This window comes from Bartonella sp. OD88NMGDW, from assembly GCF_042193775.1.
GTDB classification, from domain to species: Bacteria; Pseudomonadota; Alphaproteobacteria; order Rhizobiales; family Rhizobiaceae; genus Bartonella; species Bartonella grahamii.
Map to the genome: position 1 here is coordinate 162802 of NZ_JBHIMA010000004.1, position 21993 is coordinate 184794.

Sequence of the window (21993 nt, forward strand, 5' to 3'; positions counted from 1 at the left end):
AACTTGCTGTCATATTATTTTCAGATAATAAAAACATAAAATTTAAGCACAAATGTTCAGCAATAGCTTTAAAGAACTTAATTCATATTTTTTTGATGTTCTCTAATTGTTTTTTTGCTTCAGAAGTAATAACGGCTCTAATGGTAACAGACCCATCATCATGTCCTTCTTGCATTATTTCCGAAGAGTTTTCATAAAACCAATCGATAAGCGACATTTCATGAGGTTTTAAAAGATATTCAATGCTTTGCACCTCTCCAAAAATTCGCTTTTCAATGGCTCTTAATAATTGATCGAGTCCATCCCCCTTAAGCGCTGATACCATGAGAGCAGGATTTAATCGTGTTTTTGCGCTTGTTTGTAAAACATTCAATGCCTGCTCATCCAACATATCAATCTTATTCCAAACCTCTATGATATGCTCCATATCATCAATATCGATATCAAGACTTGAAAGCACTTCTAAAACATCTTGAGCATGTGCACGATGATCAAGATCTGACATATCTCTTACATGAAGAATGAGATCCGCTTCAACCACTTCTTCAAGGGTTGCTCTAAAAGCTGCAATCAAATTTGTTGGCAAGTTAGAAATAAACCCTACAGTATCAGACAAAAGAATAGTTTTTCCATGGGGAAGAACAACTTTGCGCAAAGTCGGATCAAGCGTTGCAAATAACATATTCTTTGCTAATACATCTGCACCACTTAAACGGTTAAAGAGAGTTGATTTTCCTGTATTCGTATATCCTACCAGTGCCACAACAGGATAAGATGTTTTTTTCCTTTTTGCTCTATGTAGTGCACGTGTTTTAATAACCGTTTCCAATTCGCGTCGAATACGAATAATTTTCTCTTGTAAAAGACGCCTGTCTGCTTCAATTTGCGTTTCACCAGGTCCACCTAGAAAGCCACGTCCCCCCCGTTGCCTTTCCAAGTGCGTCCAACTACGCACAAGTCGCCCTTTTTGATAAGACAAATGCGCTAACTCTACTTGCAAAACTCCTTCTTTTGTTCGTGCACGATCCCCAAAAATTTCAAGAATCAAAGCCGTTCTATCGATAACTTTGCAATTCCATAATTTTTCTAAATTACGCTGCTGTACTGGCGTTAAAAAGTGATCTACAATCGTAAGCTCAATAGAATATTCATCTATATAACAGGTTAACGCATCTACTTTACCTTTTCCAAAGAGAGTCGCAGAGCGAGGCGTTGCAATATTAACCGTTTCATAATTAACAACTTCTAACCTTATAGCACGCGCTAAGCCTAATGACTCTTTAACACGAGAAGATATAGAACACTCTCTCAAAGAGCTTTCACTTCTATTTTCTTGAAAAATCGGTATCAAAACAAGTGCGCGCACCTGCCCTGTATTCTGCGAAAACACCCCTCCTAATCTCTCATTTTTATTTATCATAGCAATCTAAGTACTTTTAAAATGGGATAAGAGGTTTATCTTAAAATGATATGTTTACTCAGGACTTTCACCCTCAAACATCTGCACAGGCTGTCCAGGCATAATCGTAGAAATAGCATGCTTATAAACCAATTGCGCATGTCCATCTCGGCGCAAAAGAACACAAAAATTATCAAATGAAGTTACAATACCCGTGAGTTTAACGCCATTGACAAGAAAAATTGTAAGGGAAATTTTTTGCTTACGCACCGTATTTAAAAACACATCTTGCAGGTGTTGTGATCGCTCTGCCATTATTCTTACACCTTCATCTCGATTGCATAAAATATTCGTGCATGCATATCGACTGAAAAATATCTAATTGTCAACGTAGAAGCTTCAAAATTTAGCAACAAACAACTGAAATTAGAGAAAAAACGGCTCTTTAAGGCAATAATAAAGCGCAACTTACAAAAAGCTATATTAAATTAAAAATTTTTCCACGTTTATTCTTTTATAATCTTACAGTCCAAAGGCATACTTTTATATATCCTAAGCTATTACAGACTATATGTGATGATGAATCTGCTTCGTTTAGAATCAATAAAAGTAAACGGACAACAATATTTATTAACGATCATCGGTATTAATAGAGAGGTGTTCGCACCTTAACTGTGTATATAACGGCTATTAAATTATCCTTGTTTCAAAGACTAGCGGCTTATAAAGTTTTTTATAAACACAAGTTGTAAACAGTATTTTTGTTTTTGTTAGATTCAAATAATAAATTGTTTTTACTATATTTTATAACATTTTTAAACAGGGTATAAGAAACCGCGTTAACTTTATCTTGATAAGTTTTTAAAATTTTTCCCTAAGCATATTCCTTTCTAAATAATTAACAGCTAGTATGTAGAGATTATGTGGAAGAGGACGTATCCCTTTTCCGTCTGTAAGAGTACGAGGCGAGTATGGCACGCAGAACCAAATTGCAAACATTTGAAGTTGAAGTTGAAGAAGCCCTCACAAAAGCTATGAACTTTGATTTCAATGACACAGAATTTGAAACAATATCATCAAATAATTCTGAAAATATTGTTAATGTCGATGATCTGATTCAAAAAATTGCAATGGCAGAAGAAGAATTCTTTGCTGAAAACGGTACGTCAACTTTTGTTTCTAATATTCATGATGAAGCTGTTGTTGATAAATCCGTTGTTGAACAGCTTTTTGCTCCAAAACCTTCACCTGATATTTCAGGTGGGACTGTTCATAATACATTGTTATCTACAAAACTTCTTCCTGCAAATGATGATATAACAACCCCTGTAAATTTTGGACTATTAAAGCAGCGTTCTTCCTCTCGAGTCTACTGGTATACAACAGCGCTTAGTGCTTTATGGGCAACGGGAGGAGCTTTTATTGCGCATAAGCTCGCACCTACCGGACTCAGCTCCTTATCCAATATCAGCACTTTTGTTACATCCCCAACAGGACTCGCTGTAGCAGCCGGAACAGCAATTCCTATCCTTATATCTTGGGGCGTTGCTCAATTAACAAAACGTTCAAACGACTTGCATAATATTGCTCTTCTTATGACAAATGCTGCGCAGCGCCTTAGTGAACCACAACATTTATCTGAAAAACAAGCTATTGCTATAGGGCAAACCATTCGTGAAGAAGTAGCGGCAATGAACGAAGGTATTGAACGTACCCTCGGACGTGCTGTTGAACTTGAAGCAATCATACAAGGTGAAGTTCACAACCTAGAACAAGCCTATGCTGAGAATGAATCACGTATTCACACATTAATCAAAGAATTGAGCAATGAACGCATCGCCATTTTGAATCACGCAGATCGCGTACAATCAACAATTAAAGGAACCCAAGAACAACTGAGTGATGAATTTGGTTTAGTTACCTCTAAAATTGTAACCAATGTTGAGAAGCTTGCACAAACTCTCTCTCAAACTTTACAAAAACAAGGTGAAGACCTTGTTGAAAAACTTTCCTATGCCGGTGATGGCGTAACAAATCAGCTTGTTGAAAAATTTAACGAAACAACAACACAAATTCAGCAGAAAAACACAGAATTTTTTCATGAATTAGGAAAAAACTTCGATGGTTTTTCAAAACGATTTGATCATAATGAAAAGCAAATAGAAAAAACCTTTAATGAAACAGCTGAAAAAGCGGAAGTACATGTTGCTAAAATTGCCACACATATACAAGCAGTAACAGATCAAACTTTGCACGCTGTCGATGAAAAGTTTAAAGCCTTGGATCAAGCTCTTATTGATCGTAATAATCAATCTCTACAGAATTTTGATGAGAAGATCTTAAAGCTCGACGACCAAGCACATAAACTCTCTTCTAAATTTGATAACATAACCTCGCAAGCAATTGGAGCCTTTGAACAACGTTTAGCCACTGTTGATCTTTCTCTTAAAGAACATAGTGATTCCATCATTGATTCCTTTATAGAACGCAGTCAGGCTTTAGAGGATAATGCTGAAAAACTTGGTAACTTCTTGGAATCTCATGTCTTGAAAATAAATGAAAACCTCCAAGAAAAAACAGCAGACATTACCCATGCATTTACAAATGGACGTGAAGCTATTCTTTCTGCAATTGATAAAAGTAAAGAAAGCCTGAGAGAAGAAATTCAGTATGTCGACAATGCCATTGTTGATATCATCCAAGAACGTTCACAAGATTTTAAAGTACAACTTTCTGATCAACGAGCTCTTATGGCAGACATGCTCGATAACGAGAAGAATAAAATTGCGGATACATTAAGAAATCAAATTGATGTCTTGTCCCAAAACACTTCTCATATTGAAAAAGTTTTGGCTGACAATATTCAAGTCGTTGATAAACAAGCTGAAAATCATATTACAAACATCATTCAATGCACTGAAAAACTACAAGATGTCATTGTACAAAGCTGCAGTACAACCCAAGATGCTTTAGAAGCACAAGCGAGAAACATTGATATCCGTGCCGATGCTCTGCGTGACTCTTTAGCGATTAATAGTTTTTCTCTCAATGAAGTTCTTGCCGATCAAGCACGCACACTTGAGCAACGCATGGAAACAATCCATAATCTCATTGCAAAAAGTGATATACGTGTCGATGTTGCATTGAAACAACAAATAGATTTAGTTGAAAGTGCAATTGTCGCCAATAATAAGAACATTACTGAAACGGTTCAAGATCATATCAAAAACCTTGAAAACCATGCCGAAATTTTAAAGAACACTCTCTCTCAATCGAGTGGTGTTTTCTTTGAAACCCTTGAAACACGTATGGAATCATTCGATACAGATCTAGAAGATCGTGCACACAAAATTTTTGAACGAACAACAACGCTAGAGGAAACCTTATCTGAAAAATTTAGCCAAATCTGTGAAGCCATTGATATGCAAACATCTGTTATTGAGGAACGTTCTGACACGTTAAAAACGTCTCTCATGCTTAATAATGAGCAAAGTCAGATAATTCAACAAGCACTGGAAAGCAGTGTTGACAATATGCGTGTAACCTTAGAAGACTCTGTTAATATAGTTACAGATAACCTGCATAATAAGATTATAAAAGCTTCTGATATTCTTTCTTCTACGAGTGAACAAATTCTTTCATCTGTTACAAATGTTACTGCACAAGCAGAAAATATTCTCTCAGAATCAGGCAATCGCATTGTATCAAATGTCAAAAAAACTGTTTATGATACCAGTGAAAAAGTTCTGTCCGTTCTGTCTGAACAAACAGCGCATACTGTCGAAGCTTTCGCAACAGCCAGTCATAATGCACAAGCATTATTGAACGAAACCATTCACACATCAACAACAGCAATAGAGCAAGTTCTTAATGAACGCTGTGATGTTCTTCATCACTCTATGCAAAATTTTAAAAATAATTTAGGTTATCAACTTTCTGATGTAACGAGCCGTTTGGAAGTTGCAGAAAATCAAACAGCAACACAAATTTCAAAACATGTTGGAAAAATAACAGAGCTGACAAATCACTTAAATCAAGCAGCGCAAAATACGACAGAATCAATTGATTCTTTAACACAGCATATCGGTGAACAACTCTCTCTCTCCACACAAGAAGCTGAACAAAGAATTTATGCACACAATGAATTTTTAGTGAATAGCTTAACAAAAGCTAACTCTGAAACACTTCAAACAATAACGGTTATGAAGGAAGAACTTGTTAATAATGTCTCATCCGTCTTAACACAGTTGAATCAATCAATTTACAATTTTCACGAAAATAGTAATGTTTTATTATCAGCTGTTCAAAATATTGATGGTCAGTTTAATGAGAGTGCGAGTAATTTTTTCCGCAACACGGACCAAGTAGCAGAGCGTCTGTCAGCCTCAAATCAAGTGCTCAATAATAATGTTGAAATTCTGCAAGGACTTTCAAAGAATACCTTTGAACAAATTAATCATATAACGAGCAGTTTTGGTGAACATGCAAAAACACTTTCCCAAACTATTCATGTTCTTGAACAGTCTGAAAATTCACTGAGTGCAACACTTGAAGAAAAACATAATACGCTTTCTGTATTAAGTGATGCTCTTGTTTCAAAGTCTCATGAAATTAATCAAATGATTGGGCATTATGAAAAAATCTTCAACTCAGCACTTGAACGCTCTGATAAGAATGCACGTAACTCCACAAATTCATTCCAACAATCACTTAATAGGCTTGTTAGTGAAGCATCGGCGCGTTTTTCAGAAGCAGCAGAAGACATACGTCGCTCCGCTGATGAAGTTCGTTTAGAGCTTTCAAAGATTAATAATGATATCAATGAAAATGTTAAAAAACTTCCGGAAAAGACAAAAGAAACAACGCAAACAATTCGCACAGCTTTGAATGAACAGATTACAGCGTTACAAGATCTAGTCAGTGTTATACAAAATGATCAAAAGGGCGCAAAAAAACAGCTGATATCAGAATTTCCTGCATCATCAATGTTTAATCAAAGAAGTGACAATTCCACTGAGTCCGTTAAAAAGATCGTACCACCTAAGCCTATTCTGCAACAAGATCAAAGCAAAAAAAGACCAAATAAATGGGTGTCAAATCTCTTAGAAAGAGCTTCACGTGAAGAAACGTTTTATGATGCTCCCCCTAGTGATGATGTTTTAACATCAGTGCAAACAAAACCATCTCCTGCAAACTGCTCTCTTAATTCATTAGCTTCTGGTATAGTGCAAGCTATTAATCACAATGCCATTGTTGAGCTATGGGATCATTATCAACGTGGACAAAAAAACATCGTAACAGAACGCCTTTATACCTTAAATGGACAAAAAATATTTGAAATGATTAAGAGAAAATATATGAGCGATTTTGAGTTTAAACGTTCAGTGAATCAATATGTTACAGATTTTGAAAAACTCTTACGTGATATATCGCGCAGTTCTGGTTCTTCCAGCTCAGTTCGCAAATACCTGATATCAGATACCGGAAAAGTTTATACTATGCTTGCTCATGCAAGTGGTCGAATCCAATAAAAAATAAAAAAAGTGGAAAAAGATATTTTTTCCACTTTTTTCCTCTCCAGTTGTTTTAATGGCTCATTGTAGAGTACTTTGCTTTTAACTGCAGCTTTGTACTTCAAAGGCTGGGATAATTGGCGTGCGGTCTTCTGTGATATCCTAAGCAATAACCCTAAAGAAGCGTAATGACTTATAAAACAACATATCATTCTAAGAATGATAAAGCATATTTTCTATTTCCTTATCTTTTTCTTAACTCCTTTATTTTTCATAGTTTCATAAAGGTACAAAATAGGTAATAATTATTTTTGCTAATTGTGAAAAAATTCCGTGCTTTTACATTAAAATAGCTCATAGAAACATTTCTATTTATTTTTTTAATGTTTTTTATCCACACATTACTCTCGTTTGAATTATGTAAGTAAATATTTTTTATTATATTAGGTGAATTTTAAATAAAAGAATCTTATTGTATTCAAATTTCCCATCCAACATACGAAATGATGCATTATAAATTATAAAGAAAAGCGTTATGGAAAATATATGATTTTCATGTTATAAAATCCGCAATTACAGCCATTTCAGCCACATCTTTGTTTATTAAAACACATAATTGTTAGTATATAAAAAATACAGCTTTCACTATTAAGAATCCAATTAAACAATGAACAACACCACTTCCATTTTCAACATTCCAGTCTCCTTTAAAATAGCTGAATAAACAATTTATAAATTACAAATTGTTATTTAAAATTTCTTGTACCTCCGTATGAAACTTTAAATAAAATATATATTTTATAAAAAATGGATGAAATTGATAGGAAATGTTCTTCTGTTCTTTCCTTATTTTGTAAACATTGCAAAAAAATAATGGCTTGATAATGTAATCGTTAGAAAATATTTTATTTTTTTGTAAACTAATCAATTTTTATGAGTTTTATTAAGGAGAGAGAAAGAAAAGTGCTGCTATCAATGAAATTATTCATGCACACAAACAAAAAGAATCATCAAACTGGTTTTACGATCCAGAAGAGTTTGCTCATGCTCATGCATTTTGATATTCAGAGAAATGAGGATCTATTAGTGGACAAAACCTTATCGTAGATGGAACATTTCATATACACATACGCTAACTTGGATATCATAAAAATGCCTAGAGAACGAAATAGTGATTTCAGTTCACCAAAAGCTGAACTTGACAGTGCCGCACTTTTTTATCACCAATACCCAAAACCTGGAAAATTGGAAATACAAGCAACAAAACCTCTTGATAATCAACGTGATTTAGCTCTTGCTTACTCTCCAGGCGTTGCAGCACCATGTCTTGCGATTCATGAAGATCCCAATCTTGCTGCTCAATATACCTCCCGTGCTAATTTAGTCGCTGTTATATCCAATGGAACTGCTGTTCTTGGTTTAGGAAACATTGGTCCACTGGCGTCAAAGCCAGTTATGGAAGGCAAAGCAGTTTTATTTAAAAAATTTGCGAATATTGATGTTTTTGATATTGAAATTGATGCATCCGATATAGAACAAATGGTGCAAACAATATCGACCTTAGAACCTACATTTGGTGGTATTAATCTTGAAGACATTAAGGCTCCTGAATGTTTTGACATCGAAGAAAAGCTTCGTGCTAAAATGAATATTCCAGTTTTTCATGATGACCAACATGGAACTGCCATTATTGTTTCTGCGGCTGTATTAAATGCCTTAAATCTTTCAGGAAAAAAAATTGAAAATGCAAAAATAGTTACCTCAGGTGCAGGTGCTGCTGCCCTAGCTTGTCTTAATCTTTTGGTTCGTCTTGGGGCGAAAGTTGAAAATATTTGGCTTAGTGACTTAGAGGGAGTTGTTTATGAAGATCGCAAGACCCTTATGGATCGTTGGAAAATCAATTACGCACAAAAAACAGACGCACGAACTTTATCTGATATTATTGATGATGCAGATATTTTTCTAGGCCTATCTGCGGGTGGTGTTTTAAAGCCTGAATATCTTAAAAGAATGGCTCAAAATCCACTCATTTTAGCACTGGCTAATCCAGTACCAGAAATTATGCCTGAAGAAGCACGCTCTATACGACCAGACGCAATGATCTGTACAGGACGCTCTGATTATCCCAATCAAGTTAATAATGTCCTTTGTTTTCCCTATATCTTCCGTGGTGCATTAGACGTAGGTGCTAGTGCAATTAATGAAGAAATGAAAATGGCCGCTGTTCATGCGATTGCTGCCCTTGCACGTGAAGAAACTTCAGATGTTGTAGCACGTGCATACTCAAAAGAACCACCCAATTTTGGACCAGACTATCTGATCCCCTCTCCTTTTGATCCGCGTTTAATACTGCGTATTGCTCCCGCTGTTGCTAAAGCAGCAATGGCAACTGGTGTCGCCATTCGTCCCATTGAAGATATGGAAGCCTACTATGATATCCTCAATCGATTTGTCTTTCTTTCTGGTTTAACAATGAAACCTGTTTTTGCTGCAGCAAAAACAGCAAAACGTAAACGCGTCATCTATGCGAATGGTGAAGATGAACGCGTCCTTCGTGCAGCACAAGTTGTCATTGAAGAACAAACAGCAACGCCTCTCCTTATCGGCCGTCCACATGTCGTAGAAGCGAGATTAAAACGCTTTGGTTTAAGAATTCGTCCTGGTATAGATTTTGAATTAACAAACCCTGAAGATGATCCACGTTTTCGTGATTATGTTAATTTATTTTTTCATTATACAGGAAGACGTGGTGTTACGCCTGAAATGGCAAAAACTGTAGTGAGAACATCAACAACGGCTATTGCTGCCCTTGCTGTCATGCGTGAAGAAGCAGATGCAATGATTTGCGGCTTAGAAGGACGTTTTGAACGTCAACTTGAATTAATTGAACAAATTATTGGTCTTGATCCTAATGTTCACCGTTTTTCTGCTATGAGTTTGCTTATCTCTCAACAACGTACTCTTTTCCTCACAGATACTTACGTCAATGAAAATCCTTCTGCAGAAGAAATCGCTGAAATGACTGTATTGGCAGCTCAAGAAGTTGAAGCATTTGGAATAACACCAAAAGCAGCCTTATTATCACACTCAAACTTTGGTTCTAAAAACACAGAAAGTGCGCGTAAAATGCGACGTGCAACAGAAATTCTTGCCAAATTACACCCTGAATTAGAAGCAGATGGTGAAATGCATGGTGATACTGCTCTTTCCAAAGTTTTTCGTGATCGTGTTTTTCCTGATTCTCGTCTTAAAAGTGAAGCTAATTTGCTTGTCTTTCCAACACTTGATGCAGCCAATATCACGCTCAACACTGTTAAAAGCCTCACAAATGCACTCCATGTTGGTCCTATTCTAATCGGGGCAGCACGTCCCGCCCATATCTTAACGCCTTCAGTAACTTCACGGGGAGTTGTTAATATAACAGCCCTTGCTGTCCTTGCGGCCAATAGAAAAAATAGTCTCGTAAAATAAATGCGCAATAAAATTTCAAAGTTTTTTAAAAATTGAGATATAGTGTTTCATGTACTGTAAACCTCTTATCTCTATAGATACTGTAAACCTCTTATCTCTATAGATAAAGACAGCTATATTTTGGATTAAGTCTTTTTTTTAAATAAAAAAAAGGCTAGAAGAACAATATTAAATGTATTTTGAATTTACTAACTCTATAATAAGGAATCCGTACATTGCCTTCCACGTTTGATAAAGTTGCTGATATCATTGCAGAAATCAGTGAAATTGATCGCAATACAATTACACCTGAAAGTCATACAATTGACGATCTAGGAATCGACAGTCTTGATTTTCTTGATATTGTTTTCGCTATTGATAAAGCTTTCGGAATAAAAGTCCCTCTAGAACAATGGACACAAGAAGTCAACGAAGGTACCGTTGCAACAGAAGAATACTTTGTTCTTAAAAACCTTTGTACAAAAATTGATGATCTCGTTGCCTTAAAACAGGCGGAGTAATTTTTTCACCATGCATGATCAATCTGTATTCATCACTGGTATAGGCCTCATAAGCTCTCTGGGAGAAGGAACTGATCAACATTGGAATCTTTTAAACGATCCAATCCGTACACCAAACCTAGATTGTACAACTTTTTCACCCTACACGGTTCATAAATTGCCCGAAATTGATTGGAGTTTACAAATTCCTAAAAAAAGTGATCAACGGCAAATGGGAACATGGCAGCGTCTTGGTACCTATGCAGCTGGTCTTGCTCTTGATGATGCTGGCATGAAAAATAATGAACAACTCACTTCAACAATGGATATGATCGTAGCAGCAAGTGGAGGAGAGCGTGATATTACTGTTGATACACATATTCTTTCTAAAGCGCGCACAGTTGCCGATCATGCTTCTATGTTAAATGTTGCTCTTTCAACCGAACTTCGTCCAACATTATTTTTAGCACAACTTTCAAACCTTTTGGCAGGAAACATTTCAATTGTTCATAAAGTCACTGGATCATCTCGTACATTTATGGGAGAAGAAGGTAGTGGGCTTTCTGCGCTTCAAATTGCTGTAGCTCGTATTAAATCAGGTCAAAGTACCCATGCTCTTGTAGGAGGTTCCTATAATGCACAAAGTTATGATATGTTGTTGGCGCATGAGCTTGGTGGTCTTTTAACCCATAATGGATGGAGCCCAGTGTGGAATCGTGAAATCCACCCCGGCGGCGGTATTATAGCCGGTTCTGGTGGTATCTTCCTAGTTCTTGAAAGTGGAGAACATGCAGAAAAGCGCAACGCACGTGCTTATGCTGAAATTAGCCAAATTATTACAGACCAAACAGATAGAACCAAAATTCCACTTAGAGAATCAATTGCAACAATGTTAAAAACTGCGAGTGCTAAATCTGCCCTAGCCATTTCAGCAGCCTCAGGAGCTCACGAAGCAACAAAAGCAGAACAAAATGCTCTTGATGATGCTGATCTATCTTACCGTGGCATTACAACATTATTTGGTTATATGCGGGAAGCACAATTTCCTCTAGCTCTAGCTCTTGCAGCACTTTCAATTGAAAAAAACCACTGTTTTCCAGCGTTAAGTCCTCATGAAAAACCTTTTTCTAAAGAAGTACGTGAAATATTTGTTACAACTATTGGCATAAAAAGAGCTGAAGGTATTGTGCGTCTTACAGCTGTTTGAAGGGGATTTCTATCGTGAAATATCATGATCATTTTGGGCGTCCACTTGTCGCAATAACTGGAGCAGGCATTGTCACATCACTGGGACAAGGGAAACATGAAAATTGGCAAAAATTAACAAGCGGTATAAGCGGTATCCACAAAATAACACGTTTTCCCGTTGAGGGATTAAATACATATATTGCTGGAACAATTGATTTTCTCAAAGAAAGTACACTTGGTGCTTCAGCTCTTTCTGAGAAGCTTGCACATCTTGCTGCTGAAGAAGCTTTGGAACAAGCTGCTATTGATATAAAAAATTTTAATGGACCACTCTTTCTAGCAGCTCCTCCTGTTGAACTTGAATGGACCGCACGTTTTAGTCTTGATCAAGAGCAAGAATTCAATAATGAACCTTCTTATGCACATCTTCTTAAAGTCTGTAAGGATAAACTCCATGAAACGCTTTTTGAAACCACACAATTTGGTGCAATTGCAGAAAAACTTCAAAAAACATTTGGCACAAAAGGACTTCCTGTTACACTTTCCACTGCTTGTGCATCTGGTGCAACAGCAATTCAATTAGGTGTTGAGTCTATTAGACGGGGAGAGACAAATCGAGCTCTCATAATTGCGACAGATGGATCAGTTTCAGCAGAATCTCTCATCCGTTTTTCGTTACTATCCGCTCTTTCAACCCAAAATGATCCTGCTGAAAAAGCAGCAAAACCCTTTAGCCGTGATCGAGATGGATTTGTTATGGCAGAAGGCTCAGGTGCTTTTGTTCTTGAATCTCTTCAAAGCGCATTAAACCGTAATGCTACAGTTTTAGGAATTTTAGCTGGCTGTGGAGAAACAGCCGATGATTTTCACCGTACACGTTCAAAACCCGATGCATCACCAGCAATTGAATCCGTTCGCAAAGCTTTAGACGATGCAAAAATAACCATCAATGAAATTGATTATATTAATGCACATGGAACTTCAACACCTGAAAATGAGAAAATGGAATATCTTGCATTATCAACAGTATTCGGTGATCTTTTAGAGCATATTCCAGTCTCTTCTAATAAATCAATGATTGGGCATACATTAACTGCTGCTGGTGCAATAGAAGCGGTTTTTTCGCTTTTAACCATTCAATCGGGGATACTTCCACCTACAATAAATTATGATAATCCTGACCCTGCTATCCCTTTAGATGTTGTTCCTCATCATAGCCGTAAAGCCTGTGTCAATGCGGTTTTGTCCAACTCATTTGGATTTGGTGGTCAAAATATGAGTCTTGTCATCACTGCATATAAAGGATAATCCTTTAATAATAAAATTTTATAACGCTAACCTAATAACATATTTAAAGGGGATGGTAATGCGTGCACTGCAGCTCTTCGATGATCGTCGGCTTGAAATCACTAATATTTCCCCGCCATCTTCACCTAGTCTAGGTGAAGTAACTGTGCGGATAAAAGCCGTTGCTCTTAATCATATTGATGTATGGGGATGGCGTGGCATGGCTTTTGCGAAAAGAAAAATGCCACTCATCATTGGTGCAGAAGCCTCTGGTGAGGTTATACAAATAGGAGATGGCGTTGAACATCTCCAACTTGGACAGATTGTCTCAATTTATGGTGCACAAACCTGCGGAGTATGCCAAGCTTGTCATGAAGGACGGGATAATCTTTGCAGCCATGTAAAGGGAGTCTACGGTTTTCACCTTGATGGATTTGCGTGTGAGCTTGTCAATTTGCCAGCACGTTTATTAGTTCCATCACCTCCTCAATGTGATGAATTGCAGGCAGCGGTTGCTCCAATTACTTTTGGTACCGTAGAACATATGCTTTTCGATAACGCAAAACTACAAGCAGGAGAAACAATCCTGATACAGGCTGGTGGTTCAGGTATTGGCTCTGCAGCCATTCAACTTGCAAAACACATGGGCTGTACAGTTATCACAACTGTAGGTTCAGATGAAAAAATTGCAAAAGCACACTCTCTTGGAGCAGATCATGTGATTAATTATCGTAAAGATCGTTTTGAAGGTATAGTGCGTAAATTAACCCAAAAAAAAGGTGTTGACGTTGTTTTTGAGCATGTTGGTGTAGATACATGGAACGGTTCTTTGTTATGTATGAAAAAAGGAGCACGCTTAGTGACTTGCGGTTCTACCTCTGGTGTTTCAGCACCAATAAATCTCATGCAATTATTCCAGCAACAGCTTAAGATATTCGGTTCATTTGGCTGCCGTATGGAAAATATGAAAAATGCCATGCAAAAAATGGCACAAAAAGCCGTACACCCTGTCATTGATACAATTGTTGGGCTGGATGAAATTGATACAGCTTTAAAACGAATGGAGAGTCGTGATGTTTTTGGTAAAATTATCCTTAAAGTCGATTAAATCATGATGAAGCTTTCTCTTAAAAATCTCATATATCTTATTAAAATTATAGCTAAAAAAATATCCTACTTGTTATGGGCGTATCTGCTCTTTGGTTCTTTATTTATTCTAAAATGCTTTCCTGCCAAAATGGGAGTCTCTTTTTTTTCTTGGTTGGTAAAAAAAATTGGTCCCCTTTTACATCGTCATCAAATCACACTTACAAATCTTAGAGGTGCATATCCAGAAAAAACAGAGCAAGAACTCCATGCGATTGCAATAGAAATGTGGGAAAATATAGGACGTTTCCTAGCCGAATATATTTTTCTTGATAAAATTTTTGATTTTGATCCTCATGCGGACGAGCCAGGTTTCATTGAAGTTAAAGGCGTTGAAATATTTGAGCGATTAAAAAATGAAAAAAAACCACATATTTTTTTCACCGCACATACTGGAAATTTTGAACTTCTGCCTATTTGTGCACAAAGTTTTGATCTTAATGTTACGGTATTATTTAGACCACCCAATAATCCCTATGTTGCCAAACGAGTCCTTAAAGCACGACAAACTTCTATGGGGCATCTTATTCCCTCCAAGGCCGGTGCAGCATGGGCACTAGCAGCCAAATTAGAAGAAGGTGAAAATGTTGGTATGCTCGTTGATCAAAAATTTCGCCGCGGTATCATGGGAACATTTTTTAACAGACCTCTTAAAACAAATCCCTTAATTATAAAACTTGCTCGACAATATGACTGTGATATTTATCCAGCACGTTGTATTCGTTTGCCCAATGGACGTCATCGTTTAGAATTATATGAACATATAGAACTTCCACGTGATGAAAAAAATGATATCGATATAGCTGCTTCTACGCAAAAATTAAATGATATTGTTGAATCTTGGGTCCGTGAATATCCTGGACAATGGATGTGGTTACATAGACGTTGGGACATCTAACATAAGGCTCTATTGCTTACAAAGGAAGTGCAAATGTTAGCCTCAAAAGACATCAAAGATCTCGTTGCAATTATCACTGCATTACGAAATTCTGATAGCGGTTGTATCTGGCATAAAAAACAAACTTTTGAATCCCTCATACCCTATATGCTCGAAGAAGTTTACGAAGTCATCGATGCCATTGAACGAAAAAACCGAAAGGATCTCTGTGAAGAACTTGGAGATCTCCTTTTACAAGTTATCTATCATGCTACCATTGCACAAGAAGAAGGCAGCTTTACTTTTGAAGATGTTGTTTATGCAATCACGGCAAAAATGATTCGACGCCATTCTCACGTTTTTGGAAATGCCGAGCAAAAAAAACGAGGATTTATAAAAGAGGAGTGGGAATATATAAAAAAAAGAGAACAGGTTGAACAAAAAAGTTTGTGCGAAGAAAAAAACAACAATTCCTCCACAAGCATACTCGCACAAGTAAAACAAATCCAGCCAGCAAACCAAGAAGCACTTTCTTTACAAGAAGCAGCAGCTAAAGTAGGTTTTGATTGGAAAAAAAGTGATAAAGTTTTTGAAAAAATAGAAGAAGAACTCGAAGAGCTTAAAGAAGCCATCAAAAATAAACAAAATTCAGAGATAGAAGAAGAGTTTGGAGATCTCTACTTTATTCTCCTTAATCTCGCACGCCACTTAGGGATAGATTCACAAAAAGCATTAAAAAAAACGAATATAAAATTTCGAAACCGTTTTGCCTATATTGAAGAAAAGCTATCCACTCAATCTAAAACACTCACTGACGCATCCCTGAATGAAATGGAAGCGCTTTGGAAGCAAGCTAAAAATGAACAATAAAAAATACTAGATTTCTTCTACCTCAAAGAACAAGTTCCTCTAAAATTACTGAATTATAATTCAGCTCAGCTCAATTTGTTTTATATTGATCCTGCGTAGCAGGACGAAGTTCCACCGATTCGCCACACCCACATGCTGAAACTTGATTAGGATTTTTAAAGACAAAACCAGAACGAAGCGTTGTCACTTCATAATCCATCTGCGTCCCTAATAAAAATAACACCGCATCATGTGCTACGAAAACACGGGCACCATTCACTTCAACAACATCCGCATCTATCCCCTTTTCTTTGACAAGAGTAATTGTATACTCCATCCCTGCACAACCACCTTTTTTGATACCAACAAGAATACCCTGTGCATCTTTTGCATCCATGATCGCTTTAACACGATCCACTGCTGATTCTGTCAAATTTATTACCGAAAAACGGCTCATCATTTACTCTTTTCTTAGTTCAATAGACACTTTGAAAGTTTTTCCTCTATAGTATTTTAGAAAAAAAACAACAAAACATAAATTAAAGTATTCTGACCTTGTTTATTTGGATAAAAACGCGTACCCGTAAAATGAGATTTATGATTATACAATCCAGAACTTACAATTTTTTGTCCACATAAAACGCAAAATACCTCGTCTATAAAAACTCTAAACAAAGGAAAACGTTTCAATACCATACATTCCATCCTCTCCTTTTGAAAATCTTTATCTTTTTAGAAAAGTAACGATTAGATAAGGAAAAAATATACCTCCCGTACTCATTTGCTCCCCCCTTCTCCAATTCATACCCCTAAAGCCACCAATCTTACCCTTCACAATCTGCAAAAGTAATTAAATGCATAGATCTATTAACTATAGAGCTAAAAATTTAATGATTACAAAGAATTTTACAGATTCGTTATGTATCTTGAATTGATAACAAAATAGTGATGTCTAAAATTTTTACTTTCAAAAGCTCTAAGTGCAAGAGCATTTTAGATTTTATTCTGTTTATTTTTTCTCTTGCCTTTAAAGAAACAGTCATTTAATCGTTTTACACAAACTCGGAGCGTAGCGCAGCTTGGTAGCGCACTTGACTGGGGGTCAAGGGGTCGTGGGTTCAAATCCCGCCGCTCCGACCATTTTTTAAATGCTATAAAATAAAAAAATAAGCTTACTTAAAAAGTGGATTATCATGCATTTCAATTAGCACATACATGGATTTTTTCTTCAACGTAGAATAATGTTCAATAACATTTTATCATAAACTCGAAATAAGCGGTTTTATTAAAATAAGCTTCGTTCTGAGGAGAACACACACAAAACGCGAGACCTTTTGCCTCGCGTTTTTTATTCTTCAGAAAAATTTATAATTATTCGGTCTCATATTTTCTAAATTTTCCTACACGACAATATCGCTGTTATCATTTTTTGTAATGGATGGTGACATCTGTACGGTTATTTTTTTGGGTTTTAATTCAGCTGGCATTTCCCTTTTAAGCTGAATATGAAGAAGCCCATCTCCAAGTTCTGCTCCAATAACCTTAACATGATCAGCCAAATGAAAACGCCGTTCAAAAGCACGCGAAGCAATGCCTCGATAAAGGAATTCTCGCTCTTCATCATCATTTTCAGACTTTCTGTCTCCCTTAACGATCAGCTGGTTACAATGCGTTTCAATATCAATTTCATCTTGAGAGAAACCAGCAACAGCCATAGAAATTCTATAAGAATCTTCAGTTAAACGCTCGATATTATAAGGGGGATAAGAAGAAACTTCATTTGGTTGTGTTCTAGAATCAAACCAGTTAAAAAGATGATCAAAACCTACTGTGGAACGATAAAATGGTGAAAAATCTACCTGACGCATAATATTGCCCTCCTCTAGAGCGACTATAATTTAACAATCAATTCACAAAGTTCCCAAATGGCAAACTTACTTGTGAACCTGCGGCCCCATCATGGCAACCACACTATATTATCTGGTAATTGTTTTTCTTTATTTCAACTCTTTGGAACCTAAATTGATAAAAACTATCTAAAAAGCAATATACCCCTTTTTAAATCCTTTTTCTTCATTACATAAATGTCAAAGTCCTCTCATTATCTCACGTTGCACTAAGCGGCAAATACACTGTAAAGGATTTCAATTGGAAACACCTATTTATCCCATAGACTGGGCTTCCACTCCTCCTAATATCCATCATGGTACTCTTAAAATAGCGATAGATCACGAAATTCGTTTTGCGATAACATATCCTGAGGTGGAAAAATCTAAGGGAACAATTGTTATTCTCAAAAGCTACGCAAGTACTTTAGAAAAATATTTTTTATTAATAAATGAAATTTCTAACCGCGGTTTTCATACAGCAATATTTGACTGGTTTGATCAAGAAAAAAAATCCTTCAAGATAAGAAAACAAAGCCGACATCATTGTTTTGATATAAATAGTGATATTAATGACTTATATGAATTTCTTAAAAATATTGTTTATCCTAATTGTCCGCCTCCTTACTCTATGCTCGCCTATGGTATAGGTGGATTGATGGCACTTAGCGGATTAGATCTCATTAATCATCGGTTTAATAAATTGCTCTGTGTTTCTCCCCTTTTTGCTCCATTCGGTAATAAAACGAATGGTTTTCAACATAAATTAACACAATTTCTTTCTGATATAGGTCTTGGCTTTATACCAGCGAAAGATGGGAAAAAATTAAACAAAACAAAACAAAACAATATACAATTGGGACACATGCATAAAGTGCCGTTCCATTCCATTAAGCCCCCAACATCCCAATGGATGGCATCGGTATTTAATGCGATCGATTCTATGAAAAGAAATGTACTCCACGGAGATTTACGAATCCCAACACTCTTTATTCTTGCCAATCAAAACAATATTGCAAATAACATTGAAGTGCGGCAATTATGCCAACACACACACCTGACAGAAAGTATTACTATTACAGGCGCTGAACTGGACACAATCATGGTTAATGAAAATTATAAAAAGCAATTTTGGGCTGCATTTGATGCATTTATTCCCGATAATGTATCTGTAAAATAACACTAAATCTTAATTTCCACTCCGCCCCATAAAAAAATTTCTACGAGTGTTGGATCTACAAACACTTCTTAATATAACGGATTTTACTTTCCAACCACTCATATGATTCGTTTTCTAGCCTCTACAGGCAAGCCATGACCTAAATATTCACTAGGCATTCTAATAAAAACTATTATATAAATAAAAATATTTTGTATAATTAATAAAAATGAAGATAATAAATCTATCTTAATATAGCATGATACATATTTATAAATAAATCATCAAAATACTATTTTTGATATATTATTAAGTGTTAATTTAATATTATATTTAGAAAAATAATAGTTTTTATCTATTTAAGGAAAAAAACTGAAAATAAAGCGCATTTATAATATTTATTACAAATCTCTATAAAAACAAATAACTATAAAATTTCTATTTTTAGGAGAACTTTTTAAAAACAATAAATTAACATAATATTCTTCTAATTTCTCGATATAGCAAGTCCCTACAGTAACGGTTTTCATAAGTTTTTTAATGAAATTCTGATAACAATCAGCGAATTTAAAAGATAGCAATGAATCACCTTAAAAGTTCTAGAGAACCCCTTCTTTTTTCAAAATCACATATATTTTGAATTTAACCAACTCACAACGAATATGCTGTATTCTGAATAAGAATGTAAGAATTAACCATTTTGCCATTCATTTCAATTATGAGCATTTTACCGTCTTTTTTATAAATACTCTATATTGTATAATTGATGCGGCAAAACTCTGACAAATGGAGCCATTGGAACATAATCATGAAACGAATCCTGCTCGCAGAAGATGATAACGATATGCGTCGCTTTCTCGTAAAAGCCTTAGAACGTGCAGGCTACGAAGTCGCCGATTTCGATAATGGTATTAGCGCGTATGAACGTTTACAAGAAGAGCCATTTTCCCTTCTCCTGACTGATATTGTGATGCCAGAGATGGACGGAATCGAACTCGCACGACGTGCTACTGAGATTGACCCCGATTTACGAGTAATGTTCATTACAGGTTTTGCAGCGGTAGCACTCAATTCAAATAGTGATGCCCCTCCTGATGCAAAGGTTCTCTCTAAGCCGTTTCACTTACGTGAACTCGTCAATGAGGTTGAAAAGATCCTTATCGCTGCTTAAAAAGTATTTTTTAAGTTATTTGCATCTGTTGAAAGAGAAAACGAAATTAGGCATTGACGTTTGTCATTCTATATGGTGTATGCAACATCAATGAATGGGCGTGTAGCTCAGCGGGAGAGCACTACGTTGACATCGTAGGGGTCACAGGTTCAATCCCTGTCACGCCCACCAGATTCTTTTTCTTATCCTATAACTTGCTGTATTTATACATCTTTTTTACTGTGAGGAATGTCTGAATAAAGTTAGAGGAATAGGGTTTTTTAACATTTCTCTACAAAGGTAGCATTTTTCTCTCTGTTTGATTCGCGAATTACTTCTGGTATTTGTTTGAATTTTTCTAAATCCTCTTGTGTAAAAATATCTATAAATCTAGAAAACATGCCAACAGCTTCACGCCTCAACCGATCAGAAGTCTTGATTGTAAAACTTTTGCGACAAGCATAAGCTGCTTTTCTTAAGAGTAAAGCCTTCTCTTGATCTAAAGCATAGAGTTCAATTATCTTTTGTCCTACAGGAACAGATTTTTTGCCAATCTCGACAGAAGATAAAAATGCTACAGATATGTCTAATTTCTTAGCCATATCTAAGAGGCGTTCTGAGTGATCAAGACAAAGTTTCCGTAAAATTTTACCAAAGGATGTAAGCATCAAAAAAGTCCTGTTAGAGAAAAAATATTTCTTCTGATTCTAACAAATCTTTTTATGATTTTTTTCAGTTATTACGAATCAAGAGTTCTTTTCGAAGAGTTTTTTTTAGCAAAACCAGATGTCCAAAGGGCCTCTAATTCTAAAAAGTCAAAATCCCTAAAGATCTCTCGAACCTCATCACTATCATTCAGACTCAAGACAAATTTGCCTTGGATGCTTTTGAGAACTTTTGCCATGTTCACAAAATCATCTTCAACAAAATTTCCAGAACTATAACACTTCTTCTTCACAAGATAAGGCGGGTCTAGATAAAATAAACTGTCGGGTGCATCAAAAAGCTCGACAACCCGATCCCATGATAAATTTAAGATCGTCGTATCAAGAAGCTTCTGTCTAACACGTCTCATCCTTGATAACAGCTTTTCGGGATTAAACTCTGCCGTTCTTTTTCTTCCAAATCTAAAAGAGTAGTAATCTTCTTTCCCGTACATGACACAACGTTGGAGAAACAAAAAGCGTGCGGCTCTTTCAACCTTGGAGAGACTCTCTAGTTCAATAGCCGCAAGTTCAAAAAACAACTGTCTTGAACAAACAAACCATTCTAGTCGTTTGGATAAATCATCAAAGTCATTTTGAACACATTGAAACAGATTCGTTATCTCTCCATTCAGATCATTAATCACGGAATATTTTGCTGGTCTTTTATTTAGAAAAATAACACCAGAACCTAAAAATGGTTCAACATAGGTTTCATGGTCAATGCTATTTAAAATCGGTATAATTTTCTTACGCAGATAGTGTTTACCACCCATCCACGCAAACAATGTTTGTGTAAATTCTTGTTTCATCATATTTTTAAAGGAGAGATTTGATATTTAACTTTTTGTTATCCACTTTTTGAGGTGTGAGAAGCTATTCTCT

General features: G+C 36.0%; 16 protein-coding genes and 2 tRNA genes. 12 read left to right on the top strand and 6 right to left on the bottom strand.

Features of this window, described 5'->3' with window-relative positions:
* Positions 1 to 82: 82 nt before the first annotated feature.
* Both hflX and hfq read right to left on the bottom strand, forming a co-directional pair.
* Positions 83 to 1420 (bottom strand): GTPase HflX, encoded by a 1338-nt coding sequence (gene hflX / locus ACFIJR_RS05085; RefSeq protein WP_375627354.1) that lies wholly within the window; start codon positions 1418 to 1420, stop codon positions 83 to 85.
* A 54-nt stretch (positions 1421 to 1474) separates the two neighbouring features.
* Entirely contained in the window at positions 1475 to 1714 is a 240-nt protein-coding gene (gene hfq, locus ACFIJR_RS05090; protein ID WP_005773461.1) for an RNA chaperone Hfq, read from the bottom strand.
* Positions 1715 to 2370: 656 nt separating this feature from the next.
* Here hfq and ACFIJR_RS05095 point away from each other — a divergent pair.
* The 8 genes from ACFIJR_RS05095 (at position 2371) to mazG (ending at position 16230) form a co-directional block, all read left to right on the top strand.
* Positions 2371 to 6930, top strand: coding sequence for a hypothetical protein (locus tag ACFIJR_RS05095; protein ID WP_375627353.1), 4560 nt, complete (start codon positions 2371 to 2373; stop codon positions 6928 to 6930).
* A gap of 1134 nt (positions 6931 to 8064) precedes the next feature.
* The gene (locus ACFIJR_RS05100) at positions 8065 to 10383 is read left to right on the top strand and encodes an NADP-dependent malic enzyme (protein ID WP_375627352.1); all 2319 of its coding nucleotides are present in this window, start codon (positions 8065 to 8067) and stop codon (positions 10381 to 10383) included.
* A gap of 215 nt (positions 10384 to 10598) precedes the next feature.
* On the top strand, positions 10599 to 10883 hold the full coding sequence (locus tag ACFIJR_RS05105; RefSeq protein ID WP_375626449.1) for an acyl carrier protein: 285 nt from the start codon (positions 10599 to 10601) through the stop codon (positions 10881 to 10883).
* A 10-nt stretch (positions 10884 to 10893) separates the two neighbouring features.
* Positions 10894 to 12069 carry a beta-ketoacyl-ACP synthase gene (locus tag ACFIJR_RS05110; RefSeq protein ID WP_375653757.1) on the top strand — a complete coding sequence of 392 codons (1176 nt, stop codon included), beginning with the start codon at positions 10894 to 10896 and terminating at the stop codon, positions 12067 to 12069.
* Between the two features lie 14 nt (positions 12070 to 12083).
* Positions 12084 to 13358, top strand: a complete 1275-nt coding sequence (locus ACFIJR_RS05115) for a beta-ketoacyl-ACP synthase (protein WP_375626446.1) — start codon at positions 12084 to 12086, stop codon at positions 13356 to 13358.
* Between the two features lie 58 nt (positions 13359 to 13416).
* Positions 13417 to 14445, top strand: coding sequence for a zinc-binding dehydrogenase (locus ACFIJR_RS05120; protein ID WP_375626444.1), 1029 nt, complete (start codon positions 13417 to 13419; stop codon positions 14443 to 14445).
* A 6-nt stretch (positions 14446 to 14451) separates the two neighbouring features.
* Entirely contained in the window at positions 14452 to 15381 is a 930-nt protein-coding gene (locus ACFIJR_RS05125; RefSeq protein WP_375627364.1) for a lipid A biosynthesis lauroyl acyltransferase, read from the top strand.
* Positions 15382 to 15414: 33 nt separating this feature from the next.
* Complete coding sequence (gene mazG, locus ACFIJR_RS05130) at positions 15415 to 16230, top strand: nucleoside triphosphate pyrophosphohydrolase (protein WP_375626442.1); 816 nt, start codon at positions 15415 to 15417, stop codon at positions 16228 to 16230.
* 70 nt (positions 16231 to 16300) lie between these two features.
* Here the strand turns inward: mazG and ACFIJR_RS05135 are convergent, their stop codons facing one another.
* Entirely contained in the window at positions 16301 to 16666 is a 366-nt protein-coding gene (locus ACFIJR_RS05135) for an iron-sulfur cluster assembly accessory protein (protein WP_375653766.1), read from the bottom strand.
* Positions 16667 to 17272: 606 nt separating this feature from the next.
* On the opposite strand from ACFIJR_RS05135, the gene ACFIJR_RS05140 reads away from it, so the two are divergent.
* Positions 17273 to 17349: transfer RNA gene (locus ACFIJR_RS05140), tRNA-Pro, on the top strand.
* Positions 17350 to 17609: 260 nt separating this feature from the next.
* On the opposite strand, the gene ACFIJR_RS05145 is transcribed toward ACFIJR_RS05140, so the two are convergent.
* Positions 17610 to 18077 carry an Hsp20 family protein gene (locus tag ACFIJR_RS05145; protein WP_375626440.1) on the bottom strand — a complete coding sequence of 156 codons (468 nt, stop codon included), beginning with the start codon at positions 18075 to 18077 and terminating at the stop codon, positions 17610 to 17612.
* A gap of 280 nt (positions 18078 to 18357) precedes the next feature.
* On the opposite strand from ACFIJR_RS05145, the gene ACFIJR_RS05150 reads away from it, so the two are divergent.
* From ACFIJR_RS05150 to ACFIJR_RS05160, 3 genes are all read left to right on the top strand, one after another.
* Positions 18358 to 19275, top strand: a complete 918-nt coding sequence (locus tag ACFIJR_RS05150) for an alpha/beta hydrolase (RefSeq protein WP_375653759.1) — start codon at positions 18358 to 18360, stop codon at positions 19273 to 19275.
* A gap of 787 nt (positions 19276 to 20062) precedes the next feature.
* Positions 20063 to 20425, top strand: a complete 363-nt coding sequence (gene cpdR / locus ACFIJR_RS05155) for a cell cycle two-component system response regulator CpdR (RefSeq protein ID WP_005773448.1) — start codon at positions 20063 to 20065, stop codon at positions 20423 to 20425.
* Positions 20426 to 20521: 96 nt separating this feature from the next.
* A tRNA-Val gene (locus tag ACFIJR_RS05160) sits at positions 20522 to 20596 on the top strand.
* 89 nt (positions 20597 to 20685) lie between these two features.
* On the opposite strand, the gene ACFIJR_RS05165 is transcribed toward ACFIJR_RS05160, so the two are convergent.
* Entirely contained in the window at positions 20686 to 21072 is a 387-nt protein-coding gene (locus ACFIJR_RS05165) for an XRE family transcriptional regulator (RefSeq protein WP_375653761.1), read from the bottom strand.
* 71 nt (positions 21073 to 21143) lie between these two features.
* On the bottom strand, positions 21144 to 21923 hold the full coding sequence (locus ACFIJR_RS05170; RefSeq protein ID WP_375653763.1) for a DNA adenine methylase: 780 nt from the start codon (positions 21921 to 21923) through the stop codon (positions 21144 to 21146).
* Between the last annotated feature and the right edge of the window lie 70 nt (positions 21924 to 21993).